This window comes from Desulfuromonas sp. (assembly GCA_002869615.1).
Lineage (GTDB): Bacteria > Desulfobacterota > Desulfuromonadia > Desulfuromonadales > UBA2294 > BM707.
The window spans coordinates 38089-61637 of sequence record PKUH01000004.1; the positions used below are offsets into that span (position 1 = coordinate 38089).

Below are 23549 nucleotides of genomic sequence, written 5' to 3' on the forward strand. Positions count from 1 at the left end.
ACATTTAAAAGGGCAGGTTTCCTGCCCTTTTGTTTTATCTGTTAAGTTGAATGTATGCACAATATTTATCTGATCGGTTTTATGGGGGCCGGAAAGTCGACAATCGGCAAACGTCTGTCGGAATATATGAACCGACCATTTATCGATCTTGACGAAACAATTGAGAGGGGTGTCGGCAGCAGCATCAGCGAAATATTTGCCGAGCAGGGCGAATCGTGCTTCAGGGATATGGAGACAGCTTACCTGAGGGATGTTTCTGAAAGTCACGACCAGGTCGTTGCAACCGGCGGCGGTATCATCGAACGCCCTGAAAACTCGGAGATCATTAGTAATACGGGGCAATCAGTATTTCTGAAACTCGGGTGGAAAGATCTGATTGCAAGGCTCGAGCAGAGTGAGCATCGGCCCCTTGCTTCAATGAAAGATGGTTGGGCTTCTACCAAAAGATTGTTTGATCGTCGGCAACCGCTATATGCTATGGCGGACCATGTTGTTGATGCACAGAATCTGACGATCGACGAAATTGTAGAAATAATAGTTAATCGAGTTGCGTGATGCTGGATAATTTCGATTCAATTAAAGTTGGTCTGGGCGATAAAAGCTACCCGATCTATATTGGGTCAGGTACGATTAATTCGCTGCCGGAATTTTTGACGGAAGTCAGGTTCCCTTCAAATATCACGATTATCTCGAATGAAACAGTGTACGCTTTGCACGGTGAGACGCTTCATTCGGTACTCGATAATGTCGGGCTGTCGGTCTCGGTGATAACGATTGAGGATGGTGAAGAGTTCAAAAACATGTCGACCCTGATGTCGATTTACGATGGGTTGGTACAAAACAATACGGATCGGAGTTCCGGTATAATTGCCCTGGGTGGCGGCGTTGTCGGCGATATTGCCGGTCTCGCTGCAGCGACATTCCTGCGGGGCATTGATTATTTGCAGATTCCAACAACATTGCTGGCTCAGGTAGACAGCTCGGTAGGTGGAAAAACGGCTGTCAATCACTCCCTGGGTAAAAATCTTATTGGTACCTTTAATCAACCAAAACTCGTCTGTATTGATATTGATTTCCTCGACACGCTTCCGGAGCGGGAATTTCTGGCGGGAGTTGCCGAGATTATCAAATACGGGATTATTCGTGACCTTAGTTTTTTTAACTGGATGAATGATAACCGTCAGGCTCTATTAGCAAAGGAGCCCAATGCAGTTGTTCATGCGGTAAAGACGTCTTGCCAAATTAAAGCTGATATTGTAGAAATTGATGAAAAAGAATCGTCGATCATGGCTATTCTTAATTATGGACATACTTTCGGTCACGCGGTTGAATCATTAACTGATTACCGGGAATTTCTCCACGGCGAGGCGGTGGCAATAGGAATGGTTGTCGCGGCCCGGTGTTCGCATCTGACCGGATATTGTACGATAGAGACAGTCAAGGACATCAGGGAGATCATCAAGGCCTATAAATTGCCGGTAACAATTCCTGGTTTCAGTGTGGAACAATACCTTGAAGCAATGATGCACGATAAGAAAATGAAAAACGGCCGTTTAAATATGGTTTTGAACAAGGACATAGGTAATTGCGTGGTCGAGGAAATTGCTGATCCCGCTTCCCTGTTTAATGACATAATCGGCAAGGTGGAACTGAACAGTGTCTGAAGATTTGCGCGCTAAAATAGAGGAATACAAAGCCGCCCTGGTGCAGGATCCGAAATCGTCGGTTTTTTCTGGTCTTTGTAATGCCTATCTGCAATTGGGGCAACTTGATGATGCTCTGGAAGTTGCTCTTAAGGGGAGCTGGGAGTCGCCGCAATCGACCGTCGGTCATCTTGCCGTCGGGCGTGTGTATTTTGAAAAAAAAGTACTGAAAAAAGCGGAAGAAGCATTTTTCAGGGCGCTTTCTATCGATCAGATGTGCATACCTGCATACAAGGGTTTGGCCAGAATTTATCGAAATAATGGCGATCATGCCAAAGCTTCCGATATTTTAACCAAGGCGATCATGCTTGATCCCGGTGACGCCTCTTTGCAACAGATGATCGAGTCCCTGTCGTCACCTGAAGTCAGTACTCAGTCGAGTCCCGAAGCCGCAACCGAGATAGCAACTGGAAACAATGTTGCGTCACAGGAGCCCGCAATGGACCAACCTTCTGATGGAATGAAGTCGATTACGACCGCTACGATTGCTGATATCTACATCGAGCAGGGGCTGTATGACAAAGCACTCGAAGTATATCGTGAATTATTAACAGAGAAGCCGAATGATCCCGGCGTTCAGCAGAAAATTTCCGAACTCCAGGGGCTCATTAATAGTGCCGGGTCGACCACTCCGAATCCGAATGACTCTCAATCATCGGAAGATGTGCAGCAATCTACAGTTGCTCCAGTTGTTGATGAGGCCATGGCTGCAAATACTTCGGGTGGAGATGATCTTTCTGTTATTGCAAAACTGAATGATTGGCTCGGATCTATTCAGGCAAGGAGGAACCGTGTTTAACGAAATATTACAAGGTATTGTCCAGCAGACTGGTGGCGGAATCGGCGCTGTTCTTATGGGATATGACGGGATTGCTATTGAACAGCATCTTGAACCGATTGAAGGGTTTGATTTTCAGTTGCTGGCTGTTGAATATGCCAATGTACTGAAGGAAATCAAAAAAACGGTAGAAATTCTCGATACCGGTCGAATGGAAGAGGTATCCATAAAAACAGAGCGTTTTTTCGTTATTATCCGGTCACTGACGGACGAATACTTCCTGGCACTGACCCTCGATCGTACAGGGAATTTCGGTAAAGGTCGTTACCTGATGATGCGTGATGCCCCGAAACTTCTTGAAGCGCTGATGTGAGTAATCGATGAAAATCCTTGTTCTCCATGGGCCTAATCTGAATTTACTCGGCACTCGCGAACCTGATGTTTACGGGACCGAAACCCTGACTGATATTGACAGTGCGTTAAAAGAACTGGCTCAGGAACTGAGCATTACCATCGAAACTTTCCAATCGAACCATGAAGGCGTACTGATTGACCGGATTCATTCCGCAAAGAATGACAATACTTCAGGGATTATTCTGAACCCTGGCGGATTAACCCATACCAGTGTTTCGTTACGAGATGCTGTCGTTGGCGTGGCACTTCCAATCGTCGAAGTTCACCTGTCAAATATTCTGGCACGCGAAGAATTCCGCCACCATTCCTACATCACTCCGGTTGCCGTCGGTCAAGTATCCGGTTTCGGAGCCAAAAGTTATTTACTCGCCCTGCATGGCATTCTCGCAATACTCAATCATCAGTAAATTTATACGGTATGATCAATAAACGCGTCGCAAAGGCCGAGGCTATTCTGCACGATCATGGTCTGGCGGCTATGATTTTCACTGATTTGAATAACATCCGATATCTGTCCGGATTTACCGGGACAGACGGGGTGTTGATTCTGACAAAAGACTCACTGAGTTTTTTGACCGACAGCCGCTATACAACACAGGCCCGGGAGCAAACTGAATGTCGGGTCATCGAGTATAAAGATAAGCTTGACGGGATTTCTGATTTCCTTGCAAATCAACCGGATAAAGGTCGGATTGGTTTTGAAGGCTCAATCTTAACGTTTCAGGTTTACTCAAGTCTGCTTGAAAAGGCCGGCCCGGAATTCGAATTTGTGCCGGTAAAGGATACCACATCTCTCAGGGCTGTTAAGGATCGTGACGAGATTGGTAAAATGAGATCAGCCGCTGATATCTCGGCGCGGGCTCTTGATTCGATTCTCGGTCTGCTGCAACCCGGCATAACCGAATCGGAAGTAGCTCTTGAACTGGAAATTGCCGCACGTCGGCTTGGAAGTGAAAGAAAAGCGTTCGATTTTATTGTTGCATCCGGTGTCCGTGGAGCCTTGCCCCACGGAGTTGCATCAAGCAAACGCATCGATCGCGGAGATGTTGTGACGATTGACTTTGGCTCATGTTTTGAAGGTTATTACTCTGATGAAACCGTTAATTTTGCTATCGGCACGATATCGACTGAAATGCAGAAAATTCACAATATTGTCAAAAAAGCTCATGATTTGGCAATAAAATCGATTAAACCGGGTGTTTTATTGTCAGATATTGACAAGATTGCCCGTGATTTTATTTCTGAAAAAGGTTATGGTGTAAACTTCGGTCATGGCTTGGGGCACGGAGTCGGGCTCGATGTGCATGAATCGCCGCGTGTTTCGCCCTTGGCGACTATGCGTGCTGAAGAAGGTATGGTTTTTACCGTAGAGCCGGGAATTTATATTCCTGATCTTGGCGGTATCAGGATAGAAGATATGGTCGTCGTTACTGCGGCAGGTTGTGATTGTCTGACCCGTTTGCCGAAGGAGCTGCGGCTGCTTACAAATTAGCCGAAACCAGGAGGTTGTAAACAATGGATATCAAGGATATCAAGAGTCTGATTAAGATGGTAACGGATACCGATATTTCGGAATTCGAAATGGAAAATGCTGAAGAGCGAATCGCCATAAAACGTGGTTCCGGGCAGGAAATTGTTCACGTTGCCGCACCGGCTGCTCCGGCTCCGGTTGCGGCTTCGCCTGCTGCACCGGCTGCGCCGGCCGCTGCTTCGGCCGCTCCAGCTGAAGCGGCACCGGCCATAAATGATAAGCATGAAACCATCAACTCTCCGATAGTCGGTACGTTTTATCGCAAACCGAGTCCGGATGCTGAAGTATTTGTCGATGTTGGTTCTGTTGTTGAAAAAGGCGGGGTTGTCTGCCTGGTTGAAGCAATGAAGATGTTTAATGAAATTGAAGTTGAATTTAAATGTAAAATCATCGAGATCCTCAAGCAGGATGCTGAGCCGGTGGAATTCGGCGATCCGCTGTTTGTTGTCGAGCCTCTGTAATTGGCGATTTATTGTCCTGAATACTGAATTGGAGTTTAAACTATGTTTCATAAAATCCTGATCGCTAATCGTGGCGAGATCGCCCTGCGAATCATCAGGGCCTGCAAGGAACTTGGGATCAAAACCGTAGCGGTACATTCCGATGTTGACAGCGAGGCACTGCATGTCAAGCTTGCAGATCAGTCGGTCTGTATCGGTTCTGCTCCGAGTTCCGAAAGCTATCTCAATATCAGGGCAATTATCAGCGCTGCGGAAGTCACCGATGCTGATGCGATTCACCCGGGCTACGGGTTCCTCTCGGAAAATGCAGAATTTGCCGAGATCTGTGAGAATTGCGGAATCACTTTCATCGGTCCATCAGCTGATAGTATGCGCCTGATGGGCGATAAGATCAGTGCCCGACAGACCGTAACCAAAGCCGGTGTGCCGATTCTTCCCGGAACCAAGGAGAATGTAGCGACGGTTGATGATGCAAGAAAAATTGCTGATGAGATCGGTTTTCCGGTTATCATCAAGGCGACTGCCGGCGGCGGCGGGCGAGGCATGAAAGTAGTCCATTCCCAGGCTCATCTCGCCAATGCGTTCAATGCAGCACGGACCGAAGCGGAAGCCGGTTTCGGTAATCCCGATGTCTATATCGAAAAGTTTTGTGAAAATCCACGGCATGTTGAGATCCAGATACTGGCCGACAAACATGGCAATGTGATCCATCTCGGCGAACGCGATTGCTCCATTCAACGACGCCACCAGAAACTCATAGAAGAGGCGCCCTGTCCGGTTTTACCGGAAGGTATTCGTAAGGAAATGGGGGATTGCGCAGTCGCTGCCGCCAAGGCATGTGGCTATTCCAGCGTTGGCACAATGGAGTTTCTCCTTGATAAGGATAACAAGTTTTACTTCATGGAAATGAACACGCGGGTGCAGGTTGAACATCCGGTGACCGAAATGATTACCGGCGTTGATATCATCAAGGAGCAGATCCGTTCGGCGGCCGGTGAGAAACTTCGTTATACCCAGGATGATATCAAGATTCAGGGTCATTCGATCGAGTGTCGGATCAACGCCGAAGACCCGGTTAAGTTTACACCTTTCCCGGGCAAGATCGACGGCTACCATACGCCGGGTGGGCTCGGTGTCAGGGTTGACAGTGCTGTTTATGATCAGTATACGGTTCTCCCCCATTATGACTCGATGATTGCCAAGTTGATCGTTCATGCCGAAACCCGGGAAGAGGCGGTTAAGCGGATGGCCAGAGCTCTTGATGAATACATTATTGATGGTATCAAGACGACGATACCGTTTCATCAGAGAATTATGGCCAACAAGGACTTCATCGAAGGTAAAAATGTCGATACCGGTTTTCTTGAACGGCTTGTTTTTTGAAGTAAAAAAAGGCCGGCTTGCCGGCCTTTTTTATTCGGTCGGATTAAATAAATTGAAGTGAGCCTGTCCTTAAAGTAATATTTGAACCGATAGTTGGAACCGTAACAAACCAACGATGCCAAATTGTTTTAATCATTTAATGGATCTAACCGGTTTATGAAAAATCCTCAAAGCAAACCGTTGCTCCTGTTCCTCGTGTCAGTCATCCTCTTGTTACCAGCTGTTTCGCAGGGCCAGCTGTATGATAATAAGAGCAAGGCTCTCCCGGGTGATAACCAGCTTGCCTCATATTACGAAGCCGGGACCGTTTCGATTCATACTGAAGATTATTATAGAGCCAGAGAAATCGGTTATTCAGAGGTGATACGCCTGGCACTGCAACAAAATCTGGCATTGCAGGCAACGATTTATAACGCGCAAATTCGTAAAGCGGCGTATGATGGTTCCTTCAGTTTGTACGATCCGCAACTGTCCGCGGTTTACAGAGACGGTGAAATACATGATTTTTTGAGTACTGCTGTACCGACTGAATTCGAGCGTGAATACAGCGAAACGACGGTTACCGTATCGCAAAGACTTCCTGTCGGGACAGAACTCTCCCTTTCCGGACAGCTTTATGAACAGAAAGAGACTCCACAACCGGCTCTTGACCCGGCCTATGACAGCAGCGCTCGATTAACTCTGGTTCAACCACTTCTTAAGGGATTCGGAACGACAGCGACCGAACAGACGATCCTTTATTCGGAAAAAGAGAGCGAGATCGCCCTGGAAGATCTCAGGGCTACGGCTTTCCAGGTTGTTGCTGATGTCCGAAATGCCTATTTTGAGACTCTCCAGGCCCGGTATGCCTTGTCCTATCGCGAAGCCTCGGTCCAGTTGGCGCAACGGATCGCCAGGGAGAATAAGGCCCGGGTAGAAGCCGGAATTCTTGCGCCGGTCGAAAAACTCGAGGCCGAGGTTGGCTTGCAAAGCCGTGAAAGGCTTCTTCTTGATGCACAAAGATCTTATTTTGATGCTCTTGATCGTTTCAACCTGTTGCTCAATTCCGGTGATGAATATTATCGGCCGGTCCTCCAATCATTTTCCATGGATTTTGCCGCTACAGAGGAAGAAGGGATTGCCGCGGCGATTGACAAGCGCCCCGACGTGGCGCGCCGCATTCGCGAGATTGAAAAGAATCGAATAGCACAATCTCTGGCGCGCAACGCCCTGTTGCCGGAACTGAATGTTGTCGCAAGCTACAGCCAGAACGGGTTTGATTCAAACCGAAGCGAGTCGACCGATATGGTTCGCGACGGTGATTATGACAGCTGGGAAGTCGGTTTAGAGCTCTTGTATCCCTTATTCAATATAGAAGGTCGTAATCAGCTGAAACGGGCCGATATCGCACTGCAAGAGCAACGTACCTTGCTGGCACAGCTGCATAATGAAGTACGTAATGAAGTAAGATCAGCTATTCGCCGTATCAACGTTAATCGCAAGAAAACAGAAGTTGCCAGGCGGGGACATGATCTGGCGACGGAAAAGCTTCGAATTCTGATGAAGAGCCGCGAAGTCGGCCTTGCCACCACCCGTGACGTTCTCGATGGCGAAGAAGACCTTGCCAGTGCAAGGAACGACCAGATTATATCGCACACCGATTATTTTAAATCGATAACCGCCTATTTGCAGGCAACCGGGACGTTGCTCGATAACGAGCGCATTGTTTTTTCCGGTCACCGTGAATATGAAGAAACCCGGTCGCCTTTCCATCTTCTTCCGTGATGTCTCTTAAAATTGGACATATTACTTACGCCAATTGCGCTCCTTTTTTTCATTACCTTGCCGCCAGCGGGTTTGTTGGTGAAATTATCAAAGGTGTTCCGGCAGAACTGAATCAGATGCTGGCCGCCGGCGAGATCGACATATGTCCAGCCTCATCAATCGAATACGCTCTGCACTCCGATGATTACCGGATTCTGCCAGGTCATTCGATCAGTTCGATCGGACCGGTGCAGAGTGTGTTGTTGTTTTCAGATCTTCCGCTTTCAGGTCTTAATGGTGTTCCGATTTCGATTACCGGCGAGTCGGCCACTTCTGTAGCGTTGCTCAGGGTCGTTCTTCAGGAATTTTATCAACTCGATAACATTATCTGCCAGAAAATCGACACAATCGGAAATGCAGATCTGAACGCTAATCAGCCATTGCTACTAATCGGCGATCGTGCTCTGAAGGCCCGTCTTAATAAAGCTGCCGCGGGTACGGTTATTGACCTGGGTGAGCTGTGGTACCATTTCACCGGCCTGCCGTTTGTCTTTGCCTTATGGATTGTGAAACGACTTGTTGCCGAGGAACGCCCGGAAGAGGTAGCCGAGTTCAGATCGCAACTCGATCATTCTCGCAACAAAGCATTCGCTTCTCTCGATAAACTTGCTTCTGAATCCCCCGAAAAGGCATGGATGGGAGTGGATGGATTGGCCGAATACTGGCGCCATGTTTCTTATGACCTCGATCCTGCGCACATTGAGGGGTTGCGCTGTTTCTACCTTCTGCTTGAGAAGCACGGGCTGATCGAAGTCTCTCCGGAAATCTGTTTTTTCAGCGATCAGTCAAATGAAGAAAAATAGTCGTTTATGATCTCGGCGTGATCAAAACAGAGTGGGGCGGGCAAATCATCAAGCTTGAAAAGCCGTGCCTTGCCGGCATCATCACCGGCCCGGGGCTGGCCAATGCCTTTGGCGGAGAATACAACCGATATCGTGTGCTGACGCGGATCGCGCTGGGGATCTGAGTAGGCACGAAATTGTTTCAGGTGAGACAACTCCATTCCGACCTCTTCCATCGCTTCTCTCCTGGCCGCGGCTTCAAGCGGTTCACCATAATCGACAAATCCGCCCGGCAACGCCCAGCCAAAAGGCTTATTCTTTCTTTCAATCAAAACAAGCGAATTGTCGACCTTGATGATAATATCGACAGCCGGTAGTGGATTGCGATATTCCTTGATAGCAGTTTGACATTCAGGGCAGTGCAGGATTTTCGACATCGATTGGCCTCATTGTGCTGGAAAATACCGTTGACATCCCAGCCTCAGGTTGTTGATAATAGCGCACCTTGCCCGGGTGGCGGAACTGGTAGACGCAAGGGACTTAAAATCCCTCGGGAGCAATCCTGTACGAGTTCGATTCTCGTCCCGGGTACCATTAAAGTATCAGAACATTAAGGGGATTGCCACAACAGGCAGTCCCCTTAATGTTTTTGGTTGTTTCACGACCGTAAACAGCTGAAATGTAACGTCCGGGCGGGGTTTTTTGGTTCTCTTGAAATTGTTGTCTGGATGTGTTTTTTTGGCCTGAATCTTGAATTAAAGCAGGGGATACTTGCTTGATTAAAAAAACTTCTCTGCATAATACAACGCTGACTTTTGTGGCGAATTGTAATATGATTACGAGTTTGAAAACTATTAATGAATAATCATATTAAACATGGACTTATCTGAAATGAAAACAGTATTGCATAGTTCCGTTATGGTGAGAACGATCCTCACTGGTTTGATCCTGTTGAGCATGGTGACCATTGCGTCGGCGAAGGACTTGTCCCGGGGCCAGGGTAAAAGTCTCGATGAGCAGGTACATGGTATCAAGAGTGAAGTGCTGTCGATCGCCAAGGAACTCGACAAGTTGGAAGAGAGGTTGTTGTATCCATCCCATACCCAGATAGCGGTTTTTGTTTCAATGCGCAAGAATCAGACCTTCAGCCTTGATTCAGTCGATATCGAACTGGATGGGAAAAATATCGCGTACCATATCTATACGTCCCGGGAATTGAATGCTCTCACTGATGGCGGCGTCCAGAACATTTTTACCGGTAATGCAGCGATTGGAATGCATGAATTCAAGGTGACGATGCGTGGCAAGTCCTCTGCCGGAGAGGATATTCGGCTGGTCAAGAGCTTTTCATTCGAAAAAACGGCCGAAGCGGTCATTGCCGAACTCCTGTTGTCCGAAAAATCAATCACTTTAATCGACAGATGACAGATGCGTAGTCGTTGGGTTGTCATAATAGCGGGTACGCTCCTCCTCTGCACCGTTAATGTTGCAGTGAGTAGTGCGCGTACCGCAGACGAACTTTCGGATCTTGCTGTCCGGGAGGCTCATTACTCGACCCTTACCGGTGAGCTGTTTGCTGCGATATCCCGCCTCGACCGGGAGTTGTTGCAACGGAAAAAAGAGAGAATTCTCGCCGGGGAACGGGATCGCTACTCCGAAGCCGATCTCGAGGTTTTGATCAAGCATATTTCTATTGAGATTGCTTACCGGATGCACCAGAGGGATGGCGTTCGCCTGATTGATACCATCATGACCATCAGTAATGACAAAGAGCGCAACCTGTTGCTCTATCGTTTGGCAAATCTCTATTTACAGAAGGATCAGCCACAAAAAGCTCAAGCAGTTCTTGATCGGGTCAACGGTGAAATATTGCCTGAACTGAAAGGTGCCCTTGCCTTCACCCGGGCCCAGGTGCTGATGGCAAACGGGAAGCTTGATGCCGCTATTCCCATTCTTGACGAACTCAGAAAGTCGCAAAGTTTTATCGGATTCGCCGGTTATAATCGCCAGGCGCAAAGTCTGCTCGGATTTGCTGATTATAATCTCGGTATTGCTTATCTGTTAAACGGTAATATAGAAGAAGGCCGTCAACAACTCGATCTTGCCGGCCAGATTGTCAGCGAAGAAGAATTGACCCGGTCGCTTCGTGACAGAGCGAATCTGATGCTTGGCGATCAATTACTGACCGATGGTTTGTACGCCGAGGCCGGCCAGGTTCTTGATCGAGCAAGACTCAAAGGCCCTTTTTCTGCTCAAGCCTTATTGTCAGCCGGGTGGTCAGCAGCTATGCAAGCTGATTATGAGCAGGCCCTGGTGCCATGGACCTTGCTGTCCGAGCGCAATGTGACCGATGCGGCAGTTCAGGAAGCAATGCTTGCCGTACCATATAGTTATGGCAAGCTCGGTGTTTATAGCAAGGCAGCGCTCCTTTATGGTCAGGCTGTGGAATCATTTGAAAACGAGATTGTAAAACTGAAGGATTCGCTTGCCAGTGTTGGTCAAGGGGGTTTTCTCAAAAATATTTCCAGAAAAGAGTTGAGGCGGCAGGAAAACTGGGTCGTTAAATTACGCGAACAACCAGATATGCCTGAGACGTATTACCTGCTTGACCTGATGGCAACAGATGAATTTCAGCAAGCACTGGATAATTATGTTGACCTGGCCCATCTACAAGAAAAACTGATTCGCTGGCAACAGGACATTCAGGCTTATGAAGGATTGATCAAGAAACGACGTGCTTATTATAAGCCGATTTTGCCGGGTATCGACGCTGAATTTCGGAAGCTCGAATCCCGTATGCAGCTGCGGCTGAAACAGCGAAATCAGATTGCACAGCAATTGATTGCGATAAAAAACTCACCCCGACCCGATGTTCTGGCGACCGCCGGGGAACGAGAACTCCTCGGAGAAATTGATCGTATCGACCGGGCGCTTCGTCCCTATCATACGATCAAGACCCGTGCCCGGGTTGATCGTCTTCGGGGTCTGGTTGTCTGGTCGATATACAAAAACTATGATCAGCGCTTGCAGGCGACGACTTCCAATTTCAAGAGGCTCGACGAGGTTGTTGCTATTCTGGAAAAACAGTACAACAGTTACCTTCTGTACCGCAAGGCAGCGACCCGGAGCTATAGCGGTTATGGCCGAAGCATAGAGGACGTGCGCAGTCGGATCGATAACGCACTGAAGGAAACGATCCCCGTGCTGAATCATCAGGGAGAACTGCTCGAGTCGATGGTTACAGCTGAATTGAACAAGCGACTTGAAAAGCTGGAACAGATGCAGATCAAGGCTCGATTTGCGATGGCCGACAGCTATGATCGTGCTACCCGAAGTCGAAATAATGCGGGAGGCATCCGTTGATCAGACTTTTATTTATATTGATACTGGTTGTCGGCATGGTCGCGTGTTCTTCGGCGCCGCGTAAAGGAACAATCGGCCAGTTGCGACGGGTCGATATCGCTATCGAAAAGGAGAATATTGATCAGGGGTTTGATAAGGCGATCGAAAGTTACGAACGATTCCTGGAGAAGACAGAAAAGACAGCGATGACGCCCGAAGCTATCCGTCGTCTGGCCGATCTCAAGGTAGAAAAGGAGTATGGTCTAATTACCGAGAGCAGCTCGGATTCAGCAAAATCTGACCTGGCGCGGCCGAAAAAAAGTACTAAAAAAACCTCGGCAAAAACTACCAAAAAAGATATCGACTCACCCGGTCGGTCGGCGCCGAGGAAAAAACAGAGAGCAACTCCTGATGTAACATCGGCCCTTGCTTACAGGAAAGGTGAGACGGATACCAATTTTGAAGATCGGAGTACGTCATCGATCCCTCCTGACACTGCTTCGACAGTTGATGAATTGCCGGCTGAGTTCAACCTTGAACGGACCGGCGCGAAAGAGGCGGTTGACCTTTATCGGAAACTGCTCACCGAATACCCGGAATACGAACGGAGCGATCAGGCTCTTTACCAGCTCTCACGAGCCCTCGAAGAACAGGGGCAGGTTGAAGAATCGATGCTTGTGATGGAGCGTCTGGTCGCCGCGTTCCCCGATTCCAAATATCTTGATGAAGTCGAGTTCCGACGGGGCGAATCCTTTTTTGCCAGGCGCAACTACCCCGCGGCCGAAAAAGCATACGAAAGTGTCGTCGCCATCGGTGAAAAATCACAGTTTTATGTTCTGGCACTTTTCAAACTCGGTTGGAGCTATTACAAGCAGGATCTTTACAATAAGGCGTTACACAAATTTATTGCTCTGCTCGATTACAAGGCTGCATCCGGTTATGATTTCGGACGGATCAGTGATGATCAGGAAGGCAAGCGGATCAGAGACACCTTGCGAATTGCCAGCCAGAGTTTTTCCAATCTCGGCGGTGTGACTGCCATAATCGATTATTTCTCCGGTTATGGCCGGCGCAAGTATGAGCATGTTGTCTACGCCAGTCTGGGCGAATACTATTTCAGTAAACAACGCTACAACGACGCGGTAACGACCTACTCCACCTTTGTCAGCCGCAACCGAACCCACCGGCAGGCACCTCTCTTTGATTTGCGGGTCATTGCAATTAACAAGGCCGGCGGCTTTGCTTCTCTGGTTATCGAGGCGAAAAAGGAATATGTCAACCGTTATGGCTTCGGTGCCGATTACTGGAAACATTTCAAACCGGATTATCGCCCGGAAGTACTCGATGGGCTCAAGGTCACGTTATTTGACCTGGCAAACCATTATCATGCCAGATATCAGAACAAGCTAAAAACCAAAGAAAAGCCAAATAATCTGAAAGAGGCTCTGCACTGGTACCGGGAATTTCTCGGCTCGTTCCCGATGGTTGACGAATCGGCAGCGATGAACTATCAGCTGGCTGAATTGTTGCTGGAAAACAAGATGTATCATGAGGCCGCTCATGAATTCGAAAAGACGGCCTATGTTTATCCGGTTTTTGCCAAGGCTGAAAAAGCCGCATATGCCTCTGTTTATGCCTTTCGTGAACATCTCAAGCAAGTGAAGGGTGACGACAGGGAGCAGGCGGTAAGGGATGTTATTCGCGTCTCCCTGAAGTTTGCCGAATCTTATCCGCAGAATAAAAAAGCTGCAGCTGTACTGGCTGCAGCAGTCGATGAACTTTATGCTCTCAAAGATTATAAATCGGCGCTGATTGCAGCCCGGAATCTGATTGAACGTTTTCCGTCGATTCCGAAGGATGTTCGTCGCTCGGCGTTACTGGTTGCGGCGCATTCTTCCTTTGAGCTTGAACTCTATGCTGATGCTGAAAAAGCGTACACCGATGTCCTGAAGCTGGTACCGGAGAGTGATGCGTTGCATGATACATTGACCGATAATCTGGTCGCATCCATCTACAAGCAGGGGGAGGCGGCTAATCGTTCCCAAAATTATAAGCAGGCGGCTGAACATTTTCTTCGGGTCGCCCGGGTCGCACCAGCATCGAAACTCCGCCCGACGGCAGATTTCGATGCTGCCGTTGCTCTGATCAAGGTCGAGGAATGGCCGATTGCTGCCTCGATTCTGACCGACTTTCGTAAAAGATTCCCGAAACATAAATTGCAACCCGAAGTTACCAAGAAACTGGCCTATATCTACCGGGAAGAGGGTGACTTTGCCAAGGCTGCGGCTGAATTTTTACGGATAGATGCTGAAACGACCGAGCCGGAACTCCGTCGCGAAGCACTCCTGACGGCAGCCGATCTTTACCGGAAGGTCGATGATCTGGCCACGGCGAGACAGGTCTATCGCCGATATATTGAGATGTTTCCGGAGCCGGTGGATGTCAATATTGAAGCTCGAGACAATCTTGCTACGATTCTCAAGGAACAGGGTGAACAAAAGCTCTACCTTGATGAATTGCAGAACCTTGTCGACCTTGAAGCGGCTGCCGGGGAATATCAAACCCTGAAAACCCGGGAGATCGCCGGACTTGCGGCCCTGATTCTTGCCAGGGTCGATTATGAAAAATCGGTTGCGGTGCGTCTGGTCGAGCCGTTTGCCAAGAACCTGCAGCGCAAGCAGGCTCTGGTAAAGAGAGTGACCGAGGCTTATACCAAACTGTTTGATTACGAAATTGGAGTTGTTACGGCGGAGGCGACTTTTTACCTTGCCGAAACCTATGCCGATTTCAGCAGGTCCCTGATGAACTCAGAGCGGCCGGACGGGCTGAGCCCTCTCGAATCGGAGCAATATGAACTGGCGCTGGAAGAACAGGCGTTTCCGTTTGAGGAAAAGGCGATCGAGATGCACCAGGCGAATATCGAGTTGATATCGCGAGGAATCTATAACGAGTGGATCGAAAATAGCCTGGACAAGCTCGCTGTCTTCATGCCGGCCCGTTATGAAAAGCCGGAGATGGAAAACAATAAATTCGCGTCGATGCAAGGCTTTCGCTTCGAGAATAAAGAGCTCTATCGGATTAAGCAGGCTGAAGCGGCGCGCGCTGCCGAGGCAAAGAACAGCCGAATGTCGGAAAGTGGGCAAAGCAAACGTTCCGACGGCGTTGATCAAACACCTGCTTCGACCGGGGGGAGGACAGACTGATGTCATTTCTTATGGTGAAATGTCGTCTGGTTACTGCCATAGCCCTGACGGCAATATTGGTATTATCAGGATGTGCCGGCACCTCCGGCCCTTCTGCGCCTCTTCCGGAAAGCCCGTCGGTCAGGCCTGATTCGGATACGGTTTCGCGATTAAAGGAGGGGCGGATCGGTTTTTTTATTGCCGATAAGGGGCAGTATAATGTCAATCAGCGTGATCTTTTCGTGTTGGGTGTTGATGCTTTGAATACAGGTGCGTATGATGTGGCTGTTGACTGTTTCAAGGCAATTGTCAAGGCGGCACCGACCCAGACTGCGCCCTATCTTAATCTGGCGATTGCCTATATCCGGAGTGGTCAGGATGATCGAGCCGTTGCTCCGTTGAAAAAGGTTCTGGACAAGGTTGCCGGACATCCGTTAGCAAGTCATGAGTATGGTCTTTTGATGCGCCGCGCCGGTCGGTTTAATGAGGCAAGGGATGTTTATGAGAAATCGCTGGAGCTGTATCCCGAATACTACCCTCTGCATAAGAACCTGGGGATTCTCTGCGACATCTATCTGAACGATCTTGAATGCGCTTCCAGTCAGTATGAACTGTTTCTTGAGGCACAGCCGGAAGATGAACTGGTCAGGTTATGGCTGGCCGAAGTCCGGGGGCGGATGCGCCGCTAAAGATGTTCCTGCGGGAGAATAGAGTATGAAAATAAAATTATTGACATGCATTATCCTCGTTATCATTTCCGTGGCAGTGGCTTCGGCAAAAGAGGTTGAATCGGCGGGGCAAGGTAAAGTCAAGGCTCTTACCGGAATGTCGATTGTCGGCAACGATGAAGCGCCGAAGGCGCTTTATATCGTGCCCTGGAAAAGTTCTGAAATCGGTGTAGAAACCGATCTCGACAGGACGCGCAACATCAATTACAAACCTGTTGATCGGGAACAATTCAGACGCAAAGTTGATTATTATTACGTCAGTACGACAAGCAATACTGGGAGGTAGTAAAATGGATATCGTTTATAGTTTGTTCGGTTTTTTTCAAAATGGTGGTCTGTTCATGTACCCGATACTGTTTGTCTTTGCAGTCGGTATGGCGATAGCCTTTGAACGTTGGATTCAGTTGGGGCGAGTCAAAAATGAAAATCGCAAGATATGGAACCGGGTTCAGCCGATGCTGGCCGAAGGGGATTATAATCAGGCGCGCACCCTCGTTGAAAAGGATAAATCGACTATTGCCCGGATGCTTGCAATGGGGTTGGAACGTCAGGGAGCCGTACGCCGACGCGAAGATATTGAAATTGCAATGGAAGAAGGATTGATGGAGGTTATCCCGCAGCTTGAGAGGCGGACACATTATATCGGATTGCTGTCGAATATTGCAACTCTGCTCGGACTGCTCGGCACGATCATGGGCCTGATTGAGGCATTTACAGCTGTCGCCAATGCCAATCCAGCCGAAAAGGCCGACCTGCTGTCGGCCAGTATCTCAGTTGCCATGAATACAACGGCTTTCGGGCTGATGGTGGCCATCCCGCTTTTGCTACTGCATGCCAAACTGACCTCTACGACCGGGCAGATCATTGACAGCCTTGAGATGGCTTCGATTAAAACCCTGAACAGCATTTCGAGTAACGCCAAGCGGCAGATGCAGGAAGGTTAATCATGCTCAAGCGACGTTCCCGAAGGCGGTTTAAGGAAACGCCGGAACTGAATATTACGACATTTCTGAATCTGATGGTCGTTCTGATTCCGTTTCTGCTGATCAGTGCCGTATTTTCCAGGGTAACGATTCTTGAACTCAGTGTTCCGACAGCGGCATCCACCAACGTCGCGGTCGATAAACCTGAAATGAGTGTTGAGGTGATTGTCCGGCAGGAAAAGCTCGAATTTTCCAACGGTTCCAAGGTTGTCGCGACAATCCCGAAAAAAGATGGCGAGTACGATCTGAAAAAGCTGAGTAGTCTGCTTCTGCGTATCAAATCTGATTATCCGCAAAAAGAGGATGCGATGGTCCTGATGGAGCCGGATATCAAATACGACTACCTGATTCAAATAATGGATGCGGTGAGAGGCGCAAGAGCCTGGGAAGAGGACTCGGAAGATTCAGTCCCTGTGCCGCTATTCCCGGATATTTCGATCGGAGATGCGCCATGAGGGAATCCAGACGTATAAGACGGATGGCGCGAAACCGGAAAAAGGTTTCGGCTCTGAATCTGACTTCCTTGATGGATGTATTTACTATTCTCGTTTTCTTTCTTCTGGCCAATTCAGGTTCAAATGAAGTGTTAACTCCGCCGAAAAAGATCGAGTTGCCGAGTTCGGTAGTCGAATCGAAACCACGTGAGACAGTAGTCATTATTGTTGGTGCCGAGCAGGTCGTTGTTCAGGGTAAGGCGATTATTGAAACCAGGGATCTGATCGAGACGAAAGAGGGATTTATCCCGGAAATTTCCGAACGTTTGGCATTCCTCAGCAAGAGCGTTATTGGCATAAGTGACAGGACGATTGAAGACAGCAGGGAAGTGACTATTCTGGCTGATCGGGAAATCCCGTTTAATGTTTTGAAAAAGGTGATGTCTTCCTGCACGCTATCCGGTTACGGCAAGATCTCACTGGCGGTTCTGCAGAAAAGTACCCAGTCATAATAATGAATAATATTGAATCGACAAAATTGGCTCACGAATTGGAGCCTTTGAACGGGCGTATCAAGCAATTAAAAGCGACGCGTGAGAATCTCGAACAGGAGATCCGCAAGGTTGATTCCGACCTTGACGAACTCGAGAGCCAACGACAACGCTATGATGCCCTGCAGGAGGTCTGTGCCGCCCTGACGAAGCTTGAAGATGTCGGCGCGAAAGATCTCTTCTGGGGCACACTTCCTGAAGGTGTTGACCGCGGCGAATCGTTTAGCCGGCTCTGCCAGTTGCCGGAAAAATACCGGGAACAAATCGAGGCGAAAACCAGAAGAAAAGAAGAATTGCAGTCGCAGATCAAGAAATGCTCCTTTGCTCTGTTTGAGCTGGAAGGAGATGTCTATGAGGCCTATCTGCGTGAACAGAAGAGACGCGACCAGTTTGTTATTGAGCGCGAAGTCGCTTTTTTCCCGATGCGTGCCGCGGTCATGCCGTGGAGCAAAGAGACCGAGGGTGATCGATTATTCCGTCGAGCGGTATTGATTGCTTTCCTGATCAGTTTCCTGTTCGGAGTTGTCGTCCCGCTGGTAAATATCCCAATGCCGGAACGGACAGTCGAAACGATCGAGATTCCGGAACGGATTGCCAAATTGGTCAAGGATGTCCCGGTTCTACCTGAGCCCGAACCGGCACCGGTCCCTGAGCCGGAACCCCCGGTCGAAGAGGAGAAGAAAGTCGATGAACCGGAGCCGGCAAAGCAGGATACTAAACCGGAAATGCCAAAACAACCGGCGGAGCAGGTTGCCCGCAAGAAAGTACAGAACACCGGCGTCCTTGCTTTTAAAGAGTCTTTTAAAGATCTGATCGTCGATGCCCCGGTCGCCAAGGTTGGCACTCAGGCACGTATCAGAGAAAATGCTCCAAAAGCGGGTGGCAGTCCGCAAGCGCGGCGCTCATTGGTTGCCATGCAGGCTACCAGCGGATCAAGCGGCGGCATCGACGCGACGGCGATCAGCCGCGAGGTTGATTCGGCAGGAGGAGGGAGCGGCAAACGGATCGGTGGAGTTGCATTCTCCCGGGTCGAAAGCTCGGTCGCAGATTTGGCAGAAAAAGAAGAACGTTCAGCTGGCAGTACGACCAGACCGGGACGGACCGACGAAGAGATCCAGATCGTTTTTGATCGCTACAAGGCGACGCTTTACCGGATTTATAATCGAGAACTCCGCAGGAACCCGACCCTGCGCGGCAATATCCTTTTGCGGATTACGATTCAGCCGAACGGTACGGTTTCGGCCAGTTCGGTCGAGTCGACCGATCTCGCATCGCCGGAACTTGTTGATAAAATCGTAGCACGCGTCCTCAGGTTTAATTTCGGACCGAAAAAGAACGTTCCGGAAATAACGATTCTTTATCCAATCGATTTTCTGCCGGCAAGATAGATCCAGACACGGGTCAGGGCCTCAACGTTTTATTGAGGGACCAGCCGGATGTTTAATTGATAACAATCCAATCACGCGGCCGGGTGGTTGGTTAATCGCCAAAAATCTGGGCACTGAAAATATAGATATCAGCGTCCTCGGCCTCCCAGGCGTCAGTCGGAAGGCCGGCTTTAAGACAGGTCTGTTTGAGAAAGGTCTCACGGTCCCAGTCGTGCTCTTCGGCGACCTGGGGGAGCAGAACACCCCGGTAAAAACCTTTCTCGAGATAGATGCCGTGTTTGCCGATCTCGATCTCGCTGATATCCTCTATCTTTTGCAAAGGTGAAAGGACTGATATCTCAAGTGAGATTGATTCCAGGTCGACTTCCTGTAGGGGGTAGAACCTGGGATCCTTGGTGGCCGAAGCCGCTGCTATTTCTGCGACTTCCCTGAACAGCGGCAATTCCGACTGGAAATTGCCGATACATCCCCGCAAGTCGCCGTGTTGCTTGATTGTGACAAAACAGCCGCTGCGAACATTGAGAGCTTTTTCTTCGCGTGGCTCGGGAAGAACGTCTGATTTGAGGATGGCTGATTGGATGGCGTCACGGGCAATATCGAGCAGAATCTTCTTTTCCTTGCTTTTTAAAGCTGTTTCCACACAACCTCCATTATTTCAAGGTTTTTAAAAAGGTCAATGATGTTGAGGCTATGCTATGCGGAATACGTTTTTTTTTCAAGGCCAACATCGTTTTTTCAGATTTAATTATGATGTTTGATTATATCTATGCCTTGTTGTTCAACCCGGATCGTTTTAAGATGAAAAGTAACAGGAAAATTATGTCTCGCACCCCTGAAATGATAGTCGTTCTCTCTGTTCTCCTCGCTGTCCTGACTGCGCCCTTGTCCGGCTGTGCCGTGAATCCTGCGAGCGGACGTTCCGAACTGGCGTTGATATCAATGTCGGCTGACGAAGAAAAAGCGCTTGGCCAAAAAATGTTCCCCGTTGTTCTACAGAAAATGGGGGGTGAATATCCGGATCCGGAACTGCAGGACTATGTCCAATCGGTTGGTGATCGGCTGAAGAATGCCGGATATCGTAAAGACGTATCTTACTCATTCAGGGTTGCGAATGATTCTGCACCCAACGCCTTCGCCTTGCCGGGTGGTTACATTGCCATCACCAGGGGCTTGTTGTCCAGCCTCGCCAATGAAGGGCAGTTGGCGGCGGTTCTGGGGCATGAGATTGGCCATGTCGATGCCCGTCATGCGCTCCAGGGGCTGCAGTGGAGCAATCTTCTCGGTCTCGGCCTGACGTCTCTGCCCGGTATGACCGACAGCGCTCGATATTCTGCCTTGATTCGTTCATCCGGGGAAGTCTCAACAATCCTGATTGAGCATTCCTACAGCCGCGAGCAGGAGAGTGAATCGGATCGTTTCGCTATCGACTACATGATCAGAACCGGCTACAATCCGGTCGACGCCGTTGACCTGCAGCAGGTTTTTGTCCGGAAAATCGACAAACCGGAAGATCCGCAGTGGCTGGACGGTCTTTTCAGAACCCATCCGTTTTCAAAAAAACGTCTCGAAGAGACCAGGGAATATATTGCTGAAAATTATCCGGAAGCGAACCGGACGGATCGCAAGCCTGATCAGGAATTCCTGATTGCGACCGAAAAAATGCGCAAAGCCATCCCCGGATACAAAAAATATGATCAGGCTCTGCTTATCGAAAAAGAGAAGTCTTCTGCGCGGGCGATCGGACTCTACCTCGAAGCCGCCGCTCTGGCACCCGAAGAGTCTCTGATCCTGACTGGTCTTGGTTTGGCTTATTTGCGACTTGAAGATTTTGTCTCTGCCAAGCAGCACCTGTCGCGAGCCGTCAGGATCGATGGCAGTTATTATTTGTCCCGGCTCGGCCTGGCGTATGTCTATCTTGACCGGGAAGGTTTTTCAAAAGCAATCCTGCATGCTGAAAAAAGCTTTGAGCTTTTTCCCACGGTTGAGTCTGTTTACCTGGCAGCGCGTGGTTATGATGGCTCTGACGAATCCGGAAAAGCGCTTCAACGTTACCAGGTCGTAGCGCAATCGGTGCCGAACTCCTCGATGGCTAAACTGTCGGTGAAACGAATCAGGGAGATTGAAGGAACGAAATGAACTGGACTGAATATCTGAACGAGAACGAACAGATCCGTTGGCAGGGGCGGCCGGCTCCACGTTGCTATACCTTCCGTAACTGGATACATTCCCTTTTCGGGGTCGTTATCATGATTGCCGCGGTCGCCTGGTCAATCCATGGCCTGCATCTGGCGACGGCACAGGGCAGTTTTGTTTTTATTTTGTTGCCGATACCTTTTCTGCTTGCCGGTGTCTACCTCGCGTTTGGCCACCTGGTGCTCTCAAGGCTTGAGTGGGAGCATGTTTTTTTTGCACTGACCGATCAACGGGTAATCGCCATCAGCGGGCTCTGGTCGCGCCGGATCAAAACGATCGCTCTTGCGGACATCGTGTGGTTCGAACTCCGACCGCTCGGTGAGGAACTCGGTACCATCAGGATCAGGGGGCGCGAGCCTCAGCAGCGAATGTCCGTAACCTGTGTCGAGCACCCGCGTCAGCTGACCGGAATTCTCGAAGAGGTCCTTTCGGCAAACGGTATTGACATTACCGGTCGCAACGAATAAGAATGCCCCTCCGGTGACAGATCGAGGTCTGATAAAACTGCCGCTGTTGTCGAGTCAGGTGGCGATAGAGAATATAATTTATGAGTAAAACGGTTTATCTCGAAACTTTTGGATGTCAGATGAATATCGTCGATTCGGAGCGGATCATCGACCTTCTGGCACAGATCGGCTACCATCAGGTTGATTCGGCGGATAATGCCGACCTGGTGCTGCTTAATACCTGTTCGGTTCGTGACCGGGCCGAACGGAAGGTCTACGGACATCTCGGCCGGTTCAAGCCGATCAAGGACCGTCGCCCCGACCTGATAGTCGGCGTCGGCGGATGCGTTGCCCAGCAGGAAGGGGAAAAACTTCTCGAAAAAATACCGCATCTCGATATCGTTTTCGGAACCCATAATGTTCACAAGCTTCCCGAAATGGTGCTCAAGGTCGAAGGCGCCGAGGGGCGTTTCCAGGAGACCGGGTTCCTCGATCGCGAGACGAGGCTCAATCTTTTTCCGAGCCGCACCGGAGGAGATACGGTGAACCGTTTCGTGACCGTCATGCAGGGCTGCGATAATTTCTGCTCGTACTGCATCGTTCCGCATGTCCGTGGTCGGGAAATCAGTCGTCCGAGTGAGGAAATCGTTAATGAGATCAGCTCCCTGGCCGGCGAAGGTGTCAGGGAGGTGACCCTGATCGGACAAAACGTCAATTCCTATGGTCTGCGCGAAGTCGGAGAACTCTCATTTGCCGGATTGCTCGATCAGGTTAACGCGATCGACGGTATTGACCGGATCCGCTTCACAACATCGCATCCAAGGGATATTTCCGAGGAATTGATCTCCTGTTTCGGTCGACTTGAAAAGCTTTGTCATCACATTCATCTGCCGGTTCAGTGCGGTTCCAATCGTGTGCTTGAAAAGATGAACCGGGGCTACACCCGGGAGCATTACCTTGATTTGATTGAGCGTTTGCGCCGGATCTGTTCCGATATCAGGTTTACAACCGATATTATTGTCGGGTTCCCCGGCGAGTCAGAGTCGGACTTTGAGCAGACACTCGATCTGGTTGAAAAGGTTCGTTTCGCCGATGCTTTCACCTTCCTGTACTCACCCCGCCCGGGGACTGCCGCGGCAGAACTGGAAGAGACCCTTGCCCCGGAACAGAAACAGCAACGTTTCGACCGGCTGATCGAAACTCAGCAGAAGATAAGTTTGACCTTCTGGCAGGGTGATGTTGGCCGGCTTGTGCCTGTTCTGGTTGAAGGTGAAAGCCGACAGGCGAACGGTCAATTGTTCGGCCGGACTACCTGGAACAGGATCGTTAACTTTACCGGAACTTCTGATATGATAGGTCAAATCGTACCGGTCCGGATCATCAGGAATTTTCGGAATTCGCAACTGGGTGAAGTTGAAAAGACACAGGTCGCCTGACGGCTGACGAT

At 49.4% G+C, this 23549-nt stretch carries 24 protein-coding genes and 1 tRNA gene; 23 read left to right on the plus strand and 2 right to left on the minus strand.

Translation table 11 applies throughout. The features are described from left to right. Positions 1-54 precede the first annotated feature (54 nt). From C0623_00810 to C0623_00855, 10 genes are all read left to right on the plus strand, one after another. Positions 55-555 carry a shikimate kinase gene (locus C0623_00810; GenBank protein PLY03590.1) on the plus strand — a complete coding sequence of 167 codons (501 nt, stop codon included), beginning with the start codon at positions 55-57 and terminating at the stop codon, positions 553-555. Beyond that, complete coding sequence (locus C0623_00815) at positions 555-1664, plus strand: 3-dehydroquinate synthase (protein PLY03591.1); 1110 nt, start codon at positions 555-557, stop codon at positions 1662-1664. Before C0623_00810 ends, C0623_00815 begins: the two co-directional genes overlap by 1 nt. Further along, positions 1657-2502 carry a hypothetical protein gene (locus tag C0623_00820; GenBank protein PLY03592.1) on the plus strand — a complete coding sequence of 282 codons (846 nt, stop codon included), beginning with the start codon at positions 1657-1659 and terminating at the stop codon, positions 2500-2502. The genes C0623_00815 and C0623_00820 overlap by 8 nt, the downstream gene beginning before the upstream one ends. Further along, positions 2459-2854, plus strand: a complete 396-nt coding sequence (locus tag C0623_00825) for a GTPase (protein ID PLY03593.1) — start codon at positions 2459-2461, stop codon at positions 2852-2854. The genes C0623_00820 and C0623_00825 overlap by 44 nt, the downstream gene beginning before the upstream one ends. Positions 2855-2861: 7 nt before the next feature. Beyond that, positions 2862-3302, plus strand: coding sequence for a type II 3-dehydroquinate dehydratase (gene aroQ, locus C0623_00830; protein PLY03594.1), 441 nt, complete (start codon positions 2862-2864; stop codon positions 3300-3302). 11 nt (positions 3303-3313) lie between these two features. After that, on the plus strand, positions 3314-4387 hold the full coding sequence (locus C0623_00835) for an integrase (GenBank protein PLY03595.1): 1074 nt from the start codon (positions 3314-3316) through the stop codon (positions 4385-4387). Between the two features lie 23 nt (positions 4388-4410). Next, positions 4411-4887 carry an acetyl-CoA carboxylase biotin carboxyl carrier protein gene (accB, locus tag C0623_00840; GenBank protein ID PLY03596.1) on the plus strand — a complete coding sequence of 159 codons (477 nt, stop codon included), beginning with the start codon at positions 4411-4413 and terminating at the stop codon, positions 4885-4887. A gap of 42 nt (positions 4888-4929) precedes the next feature. After that, entirely contained in the window at positions 4930-6270 is a 1341-nt protein-coding gene (accC, locus tag C0623_00845) for an acetyl-CoA carboxylase biotin carboxylase subunit (GenBank protein ID PLY03597.1), read from the plus strand. A gap of 156 nt (positions 6271-6426) precedes the next feature. Further along, positions 6427-8034, plus strand: a complete 1608-nt coding sequence (locus C0623_00850; protein PLY03598.1) for a hypothetical protein — start codon at positions 6427-6429, stop codon at positions 8032-8034. After that, positions 8034-8876: a futalosine synthase gene (locus tag C0623_00855; GenBank protein ID PLY03599.1), complete on the plus strand. Its 843-nt coding sequence runs from the start codon at positions 8034-8036 to the stop codon at positions 8874-8876. The genes C0623_00850 and C0623_00855 overlap by 1 nt, the downstream gene beginning before the upstream one ends. Here the strand turns inward: C0623_00855 and C0623_00860 are convergent. Beyond that, a complete protein-coding gene (locus tag C0623_00860; protein ID PLY03600.1) occupies positions 8855-9292 on the minus strand; it encodes an NUDIX hydrolase in 438 nt (145 codons plus the stop codon). The two genes, C0623_00855 and C0623_00860, sit on opposite strands and share 22 nt — an antisense overlap. Positions 9293-9362: 70 nt before the next feature. Between C0623_00860 and C0623_00865 the strand changes: the two genes are divergently transcribed. The 10 genes from C0623_00865 (at position 9363) to C0623_00910 (ending at position 19463) form a co-directional block, all read left to right on the plus strand. After that, positions 9363-9449: transfer RNA gene (locus tag C0623_00865), tRNA-Leu, on the plus strand. Between the two features lie 324 nt (positions 9450-9773). Then, complete coding sequence (locus tag C0623_00870; GenBank protein PLY03601.1) at positions 9774-10280, plus strand: hypothetical protein; 507 nt, start codon at positions 9774-9776, stop codon at positions 10278-10280. Between the two features lie 66 nt (positions 10281-10346). Further along, positions 10347-12218 (plus strand): hypothetical protein, encoded by a 1872-nt coding sequence (locus C0623_00875; GenBank protein PLY03602.1) that lies wholly within the window; start codon positions 10347-10349, stop codon positions 12216-12218. Then, positions 12215-15400 (plus strand): hypothetical protein, encoded by a 3186-nt coding sequence (locus C0623_00880; protein PLY03603.1) that lies wholly within the window; start codon positions 12215-12217, stop codon positions 15398-15400. Before C0623_00875 ends, C0623_00880 begins: the two co-directional genes overlap by 4 nt. Continuing rightward, positions 15400-16068, plus strand: a complete 669-nt coding sequence (locus C0623_00885) for a hypothetical protein (GenBank protein PLY03604.1) — start codon at positions 15400-15402, stop codon at positions 16066-16068. The genes C0623_00880 and C0623_00885 overlap by 1 nt, the downstream gene beginning before the upstream one ends. Before the next feature lie 25 nt (positions 16069-16093). After that, positions 16094-16393, plus strand: a complete 300-nt coding sequence (locus tag C0623_00890) for a hypothetical protein (GenBank protein ID PLY03605.1) — start codon at positions 16094-16096, stop codon at positions 16391-16393. A 4-nt stretch (positions 16394-16397) separates the two neighbouring features. Continuing rightward, positions 16398-17051, plus strand: coding sequence for a flagellar motor protein MotA (locus tag C0623_00895; GenBank protein PLY03606.1), 654 nt, complete (start codon positions 16398-16400; stop codon positions 17049-17051). 2 nt (positions 17052-17053) lie between these two features. Then, the gene (locus C0623_00900) at positions 17054-17545 is read left to right on the plus strand and encodes a biopolymer transporter ExbD (protein ID PLY03607.1); all 492 of its coding nucleotides are present in this window, start codon (positions 17054-17056) and stop codon (positions 17543-17545) included. 14 nt (positions 17546-17559) lie between these two features. Further along, positions 17560-18036 (plus strand): biopolymer transporter ExbD, encoded by a 477-nt coding sequence (locus tag C0623_00905; GenBank protein PLY03685.1) that lies wholly within the window; start codon positions 17560-17562, stop codon positions 18034-18036. 2 nt (positions 18037-18038) lie between these two features. Further along, positions 18039-19463: a hypothetical protein gene (locus C0623_00910; protein PLY03608.1), complete on the plus strand. Its 1425-nt coding sequence runs from the start codon at positions 18039-18041 to the stop codon at positions 19461-19463. Between the two features lie 91 nt (positions 19464-19554). Here C0623_00910 and C0623_00915 read toward each other — a convergent pair whose 3' ends face one another. Continuing rightward, a complete protein-coding gene (locus C0623_00915) occupies positions 19555-20103 on the minus strand; it encodes an AMMECR1 domain-containing protein (GenBank protein PLY03609.1) in 549 nt (182 codons plus the stop codon). A gap of 50 nt (positions 20104-20153) precedes the next feature. On the opposite strand from C0623_00915, the gene C0623_00920 reads away from it, so the two are divergent. The 3 genes from C0623_00920 to C0623_00930 all read left to right on the plus strand — a co-directional run bounded on the left by C0623_00920 (position 20154) and on the right by C0623_00930 (position 23538). Continuing rightward, positions 20154-21599 (plus strand): hypothetical protein, encoded by a 1446-nt coding sequence (locus C0623_00920; protein ID PLY03610.1) that lies wholly within the window; start codon positions 20154-20156, stop codon positions 21597-21599. Beyond that, positions 21596-22123 carry a hypothetical protein gene (locus tag C0623_00925; protein PLY03611.1) on the plus strand — a complete coding sequence of 176 codons (528 nt, stop codon included), beginning with the start codon at positions 21596-21598 and terminating at the stop codon, positions 22121-22123. The genes C0623_00920 and C0623_00925 overlap by 4 nt, the downstream gene beginning before the upstream one ends. Before the next feature lie 80 nt (positions 22124-22203). Next, positions 22204-23538 (plus strand): tRNA (N6-isopentenyl adenosine(37)-C2)-methylthiotransferase MiaB, encoded by a 1335-nt coding sequence (locus C0623_00930; protein PLY03612.1) that lies wholly within the window; start codon positions 22204-22206, stop codon positions 23536-23538. The last annotated feature ends 11 nt before the right edge of the window (positions 23539-23549 follow it).